This is a genomic window from Rhizobium sp. RHZ01 (assembly GCF_014851595.1).
GTDB classification, from domain to species: Bacteria; Pseudomonadota; Alphaproteobacteria; order Rhizobiales; family Rhizobiaceae; genus Rhizobium; species Rhizobium altiplani.
Genome location: NZ_JACUZZ010000022.1, coordinates 107,788 through 114,869 on the forward strand (window position 1 = coordinate 107,788; position 7,082 = coordinate 114,869).

General features: G+C 59.4%; 4 protein-coding genes and 1 pseudogene. 2 read left to right on the forward strand and 3 right to left on the reverse strand.

Annotated elements, in window-relative coordinates:
• Nucleotides 1-155 precede the first annotated feature (155 nt).
• Nucleotides 156-3,005, forward strand: coding sequence for an autotransporter outer membrane beta-barrel domain-containing protein (locus IB248_RS21655; protein ID WP_192241668.1), 2,850 nt, complete (start codon nucleotides 156-158; stop codon nucleotides 3,003-3,005).
• Between the two features lie 428 nt (nucleotides 3,006-3,433).
• Here the strand turns inward: IB248_RS21655 and IB248_RS21660 are convergent, their stop codons facing one another.
• Both IB248_RS21660 and IB248_RS21665 read right to left on the reverse strand, forming a co-directional pair.
• The gene (locus tag IB248_RS21660) at nucleotides 3,434-3,766 is read right to left on the reverse strand and encodes a hypothetical protein (RefSeq protein ID WP_029792680.1); all 333 of its coding nucleotides are present in this window, start codon (nucleotides 3,764-3,766) and stop codon (nucleotides 3,434-3,436) included.
• A 675-nt stretch (nucleotides 3,767-4,441) separates the two neighbouring features.
• Nucleotides 4,442-5,464 (reverse strand): NADP-dependent oxidoreductase, encoded by a 1,023-nt coding sequence (locus IB248_RS21665; RefSeq protein ID WP_029792683.1) that lies wholly within the window; start codon nucleotides 5,462-5,464, stop codon nucleotides 4,442-4,444.
• Nucleotides 5,465-5,636: 172 nt separating this feature from the next.
• Here IB248_RS21665 and IB248_RS21670 point away from each other — a divergent pair.
• Nucleotides 5,637-5,753, forward strand: a pseudogene (locus tag IB248_RS21670) (alkane 1-monooxygenase); the annotation flags it as partial.
• 114 nt (nucleotides 5,754-5,867) lie between these two features.
• On the opposite strand, the gene IB248_RS21675 reads toward IB248_RS21670, so the two are convergent.
• Nucleotides 5,868-6,065 (reverse strand): hypothetical protein, encoded by a 198-nt coding sequence (locus IB248_RS21675; RefSeq protein ID WP_192241669.1) that lies wholly within the window; start codon nucleotides 6,063-6,065, stop codon nucleotides 5,868-5,870.
• Nucleotides 6,066-7,082 lie beyond the last annotated feature (1,017 nt).

Here is a 7,082-nt window from a genome sequence, read left to right on the forward strand (position 1 = left end):
CTGCACCCCGATCCTGATTCGACTACGAAAAGTTGTGACGAAATTGTCACTCTGGCTGCAGATCGGCACTGCGGCCGCTCGACAACTATTGGCGCGATTGGGTCCTGCCGGCATCCTGTCATGAGGGCGAGAGATTTGCGCGAGGTGTAATACGCATGCGCTGGAGAAGTAACCTCCCTGTAGCTGCCAAGCTGGCGCCAGGCGCCGGGACATCACCGTTGACTGCCGGCGTCATCTGCGGACTTGCCATACTGGCTCACGCCACACCCTCCCTGGCGCAGGTCAAAACCTGGGATGCCGCTACGGGTAACTGGGCCATCGGTCCCAATTGGTCTCCAGGAGGCGCGCCGACCGCTAGCAACGATGCAGTCATCAACAACGGCGGCACTGCCCAGGTCACGAGCAGCGCCACGGCAGCGAGTCTCACGCTTGGTCAAAACGCCGGAAACAGTGGCACGGTGGCCATTGGCACCGGTGGAACGCTTGCGACAGGGGCAGGGGGAGCCGTTATTGGCTCCCGTGGCTCGGGGACGCTGAGCCTCTCAGGCGGAGGCCATTATGACTTCGGGAGCGGCAGTTTTATCGTGGGCCTTGGTGCAGGGAGTAGTGGGACCGTCACCATTGACGGCGCGGGCTCTCGCTTGTTCGGCACTGGTGCCGCATTCGTCGCCACCCAGGGCACAGGCGTGATGACCCTAACCAATGGCGCGGCATTCGCGGCTGCCAGTCTTCGTCTCAGCGATAACACCAATGCGCAGACCGGCACGCTGAACGTCTTCAGCGCAAGTCAGGTCACGCTCACGGGCAGCCTGACCGCTGGAGCGAACAGCGGCACCAACGGAATTATCAACGTGGACGGGCAAGGCTCCCGGATAACGAGCAATGGCGCGATTATCGGCTCGTCCGGCACTGGCATCTTAACCCTGACCAACGGCGGAACCTTCGATGCCGGTGGCACCATGACGTTAGGAAGGGGCCATTCGGGGGCCCTCAATATCGGCTCAGGCGGTGCTCCCGGGATCATGATCGGCAACGTTGCAGGCGGCGTCGGGACGGCGACAGTCAATTTCAATCACAACGATCCCACATATGTGTTCTCATCGTTGATCTCCGGGGGGACGCTGGCCGTTAATCACATCGGGACCGGCACGACGATCCTCACTGCCGACAACACCTATTTGGGCGGGACCACGATCTCGGCAGGTACCTTGCGGCTCGGCAATGGAGGGACGAGCGGGAGAATAATCGGCAACGTCGTCGACAATGGCACGCTGGCGTTCAATCGCTCGAACACGCTTGATTTCGGCGGCGTCATTTCCGGCAGCGGCGCCGTCAGCCAGATCGGCACCGGCACGACCGTGCTCGGCGGTGCCAACACCTATTCGGGTCCCACCACAGTTTCAGCGGGAACCCTGCAGGCCGGTGCCAAGAATACCTTCAGTCCCAATTCGGTCCATACGGTGGAAAGTGCCGGAACCCTCGATCTGGCGGGGTTTGACCAGACGATTCCGGGCCTCTTCAACTTTGGAACGGTCATCACCGGTGGCGCGCCGAATGCCGGCGCTGCCACGACATTGACGGTCGCCGGCGACTACACCGCCCACAGCACCCTGGAACTGACCACGGTGCTGGCCGGCGATGGCTCGCCTTCGGATCTGCTGGTCATCGACGCAGGCACTGCAACCGGCCATACTAACCTAATCGTCAACAATGCCGGGGGGATAGGTGCAGTCACAGCCGGCGACGGCATATTGGTGGTCAACACGACCAATGGCGGTACCACGTCTCCCGGCGCCTTTGTTGTTGGTGCGCCCGTCGTGGCGGGGCCATACGAGTACGCGCTCGAACGTGGCAGTGTTACCGGCGGCAACGCGCAAGCCTGGTTCCTGCGCTCCGCGCTCGACTGCGCGCTCGTGCCCTCGCTTCCGGAATGTGTCGGCCCCACGCCACCGACAACGATCCCGGTTCCACCGACGCCCCACTACCGGCCGCAGGTGTCGCTCTACACTGCAATCCCCCCGATGGCCGCGATCTATGGCCGCCATCTCATCGGAACGCTGCACGAGCGGATCGGCGAGGAAGAGCAGCTCAATGGCCGCACCGACCTTGGTGCAGACCCGAACTTCAACGGTGCCTGGGGCCGCGTGATCGGTCAATGGGGTCATGCGGACGGCGATGCGCTCGGCATCTACCGCGGCGGCCCGGAATACGACTACGGATTTGGCGCCCTGCAATTGGGCACCGACGTCTTCGGCAAGGAGTACACCAACGGTGCGAGCGACCATGCCGGGCTCTACGCCGCCTTCGGGCACGGTGAGGCTGATGTAACCCACAACCTGCTGGGCCGCTCGTTCGATGCCGGCTCCAACGACTTCAACGCCATTACCGCAGGTGGCTACTGGACGCGCTTCTGGGAGAGCAACGCCTATCTCGACCTCGTCGTGCAGGGCACCTGGTACGACGTGACGTCGACGTCACAGCGCAACACGCTCCTGAGCTTTCCCGACCAGCAGATCGACGGTTTCGGCTTTGCGGCCTCCCTGGAGGGCGGCTATCCCCTCTACTTCGGCGATGGCTGGCAGCTCGAGCCGCAAGCGCAGATCATCTATCAGGCGATCAATTTCGATTCCTTCAACGACGGTGCCGCCGACGTGCGTTTCGACGACACCAATTCACTGCCCAGCCGCATTGGAGCGCGACTGGCACGCACCTGGGCCGTCGAGGAGGCGTCGGGCCAGACGCCGGCGCGGCTTGCCACGGTCTGGGGCCGGGTCAACTACTGGCACAATTTTCTCGACAGCGACGTCACCACGTCTTTCTCCTCGGCAAACGGTTTCGTTCCGTTCACGGCCGAACTGGAAGATAGCTGGATCGAGGCCGATCTTGGCGGCACGGTCGAACTCAGTGCGACAACCTCGGTTTATGGCAATCTTGCCCTGGCGACATCCTTCGATGGGGACGCCTACAGCATCGGAGGGAAGGTCGGCCTGCGGATGAAATGGTAAAGCAAAGCGGCTTTTTGAACCGGTATCGGCTTTTCAGACCCCGTGGGAGCAGCCTTCGAACCCATCTGGCGGGGCTGCTTTAGCGTCTGCGAGTAAGGTGAAGGCGTTGACCTCGAGCCGGTCGTTGCTCGCAAGAGCGGCGACGTCGCAGTTGGGTCAGATCACATCGATGTCCCCAACGAGCCTGAACGTCCGCTTCTGATGGTTCGAGCCTCGGGGCTGCCAGTCCACTCTTGGCCCACAAAATCATTCGTGCCGGCATGGTCAAGTTCCTATGGCCTGACGCATCCGCCTCGAATCTCGCGCGAATGTCTCCCGAATTTCCATCGAAGCAGGAAAATGCTTGTGGAGTAGAGCCCCACATCCCAGTTGGGCATGACCAGAAACTCCAGACTCCTAAAGCGCGTCGCTTTAGATTCCGGTCTGCGCTACAGGCTGCAACCCGGATATTTGTAGAGGTCGGCTTGAGACAGATCGGGCGGGCATTTCATGGCGCCTTTGGCCTTCTGGCCGCATGACGATGCCTTAATCTGCGATATCGATGCATAACGCCCCTGAGAGACGCGAACCTTGACGCACTGCTTCTTGTCGGCGTTCCACCAGGTATTGTTGCCGCCCACGTCAACATAGCCCCGCGCCTGCATTTCGCTCTCGGCGCCAGCGGCTCGCGAGCCCACGAGGTCGGCGATATCGGATGGCGATTTGGCGAACGCGGCCAAAGGCACCAGGACTACGAGGCTGATTGCTATTGTCAGGCGCATGACGATTTCTCCATGGCATACGTACCGTGACGTTAGTAGAACCCAGTATAGTTGGGCAAGGCTGTGCCTAGACGACCGCTTGCTGCCGAAGACCCGCGGGCTTGGAGTCCCCAAGCACCGCCCACCGCCAATCAGCCGGCGCCTCCCATAAAACTGTAGATAACGTCGGTCACGCGATTTATTAGCAAAGACTAACTCTGCTACGGTTATTCGATCTTAGCAGTTAACGGCTCTATCGAATGACACGGAGGCTGATGTGCGAAAGACGGCTGTGAACAAAGAACACCCCGGAGCAGGCGCTCGGGTTCAGAGCAGCATCCTTCTGCGAAGTGCGCCATTCGACGCCCGCAATATTCCTCCATATTACCTGGACTTCTCATTCATCAAGCATGCTCTCAAGAGCATCTGTCGCGAGAACGGAATTGAGCGCGACCGCAGGGCAAGGGTCGAGGTCGCTGCTATGGTGATCGCCTTGTTTCAGGAAGGGGCACGTTCCGAAGGTGAAATCGTGGAACGCGCCCGCCAGAGGTGGTCGGAGGCAAGTATGCAATAGACCCGCAGATCGTTGCTCAGGCGCATGCGGCGGCAAAACAGCCAACTGTTGCCTAAACAATATTCGCAAGCTGCAGCCATTCCGCTAGCCGCCGAGCCAAGCGGGCATCTCAATTTTTGATGTTATTCGCTGACACGTACAATCAGCTTCCCGAAATTCTTGCCCTGCAGCAGGCCGATGAAGGCTTCGGGGGCATTCTCCAGGCCATCGACGATGTCCTCGCGGAATTTCAGGCGGCCGTCGGCCAGCCATGCCGACGCCTCGCTGAGAAAATCGGGCCGCTGGTCGGCGAATTCGCGCTGAATGAAGCCACGCACCGTCAGGCTCTTGCGAAGCACGTCTCGCATGAAGCCGGGGAGGCGATCGACGCCTTCTGCCGGTTCGTTGTTATAGTGGGCAATCAGGCCACAGACGGGTATGCGTGCGAAATCATTGAGAAGCGGAAAGACCGCTTCGGCAACGGGGCCGCCGACATTCTCGAAATAGACGTCAATTCCATCGGGGCACGCTGACGCGAGTTGGGCGTTGAAATCCTTGGCGCGGTGATCGATTGCAACATCGAAACCCAGTTCGTCGCGGACGAATGCGCATTTCTCCGGGCCGCCGGCAATGCCGACAGCCCTTGCTCCTTCAATTTTCGCAATCTGGCCGACGACCGATCCGACGGCGCCGCTTGCCGCGGCGACAACAACGGTCTCGCCGGGCTTTGGCCTGCCGATATTGCGAAGTCCGGCATAGGCGGTGAAGCCTGGCATGCCGAGCACGCCGAGCGCCGCGGTCAGGGGTGCCTGCCTGGCGTCAAGCCTTCTCACACCGTCGCCGCTCGATGTTGCGTAGGTCTGCCAGCCCGAATGGGACAGGACGATGTCGCCGGGCGCAAAATTGCTGTTGCGGCTGCGGATGACGCGGGCAACCGTGCCGCCTTCCATGACCCCGCCGATAGCAACGGGCGGAGCATAGGATTTCGCGTCATCCATGCGTCCGCGCATATAGGGATCGAGTGATAGATAAAGAACCTGCAGAAGGACCTCACCCTCTGCGGCCATCGGCAGGGGGCCGCGCTCGGTTCGGAAGTTCTCAGGCGCCGGCAGTCCTTTGGGCCTTGATGCCAGCGCTACCCTTACATTTTCCAAGGCTTCGGGCATCGGATTCACTCCATAATCAAGATTGTTCATCTCCGCCTGAGGGTAACGTCATCCCACCTCAGCCGCACGGTGCTTTTTTCCTTTCTTTCAACTCCAAAGAGAAAGCGGTTTCTTATCGAGCTACTCATCAACTGATTTGATAGGCAATATAGAAATATGGTGAGGCGATGTGATGACCTATCTTCTCAGCTTGCTGGACAAGGCCCCGGTCGAAGCTGGTGCGACCGCGGCAGATGTGCTTGCGGCGGCCGTCAAGCTGGCCGTTGCGGCCGAGGAATTCGGTTATCACGACGTCCCCGCGACGATCTGACAGACTCAACGCATGTCGTCAAATGCTGCGCCGGAGCTTTGCTCTCTCATCGAAGCGGTGTGCCGTTCAATCTTGATCGAGCTAGGATCGCCACTACCGCCAAAGCGGTACATCGACGGATTGCTCAAAGCCGTGCAGGATCGATTGGGCGTCGCACCAGGCCGCACCGATCTGCCTGCGGAGATCGAGCAAGTGTCCGCCAGGGGCGGCCTTACGTCTGTCACGAAAGGCATCAGCGCGCTGCGCACCAGCACCGACATCGGCTTCCGATTCGGGCGCTGACCTGTTCATCAATTGGACCTGGTCAAACGATAGGGAAACGGAAATCGCAATCGCAGCGGGCGAAATCGAGTCTCCACACTTGAAACCGCCATTGCGCCATGCGACATGACAAAAAAGATAAAGGCAGCGCCCGTGGGCCTGCCCTTGATTCTTGTCCGCAGTAGATATGCCAAAAGCAGTGATCTGCTCCGCAGCGCACGTAAAATAACTAGGGTATACGGTAGCTCAATGCAACCCCTATTTTCCTGCGTCCCTTCCGTATATGCCGAAATTGAAGGTGCTTTGACCCAGGTGCGAATATCTCGTTATCTCGCCGCCGCAAAAAATGACAAGCAATTGGCGCTCAGACTTTACGTTTGGAACGCACGACTATGCGAATGCCTCTACCTTCCGGTCCAGTTCACCGAGGTTGCCGTTCGTAACGCTGTTATGCGGCGGTACTGCGGCGTTTCAAGGCTGACTGGTTCGAAAGACCCGCGTTCCAGAATATTTCGCCACCCCGCCTTGCGGAAGAGCTGAGTACCGCTGTCGCGAAGGAGCGACGTCGGCATGGCTTAAGTCTGACGGGCGGACACGTGGTTTTGGCACTTTCGCTCGGGTTTTGGGTCGCCCTTCTCGGCGTATCCTATGAAAATCACCTTTGGCACAACGGAATGGCGGACTCGTTTCCCAATGCACGAAATTCGGCGGACCGAGAAACAATCTACCTCTGCGTCGAGGAACTTCGAAAAGTCCGCAATGAAATCATGCATCATGCTGCGATCTTCGATCGGGGGCCGAAGGGAAAGCTCGCAACAGTCATGGATTTGCTCGGAATGGTTTCTGTGGAAACTAGGGACTATGTCGCCCGACTTGACACTCTAAGTAAGGTAATCAACGAGAGACCGCGATGCTAACTAGTCGGCCGTGAAGAACACGGAAGCTGCTGATTAGACATAGGAATCGAAGGATCTGCAGATCTTCTAATTGCCGGAAACAGCCACCGAACGGGCTGTTTCCTTGCAAAATCAGTTTGAGGTTTCCCTG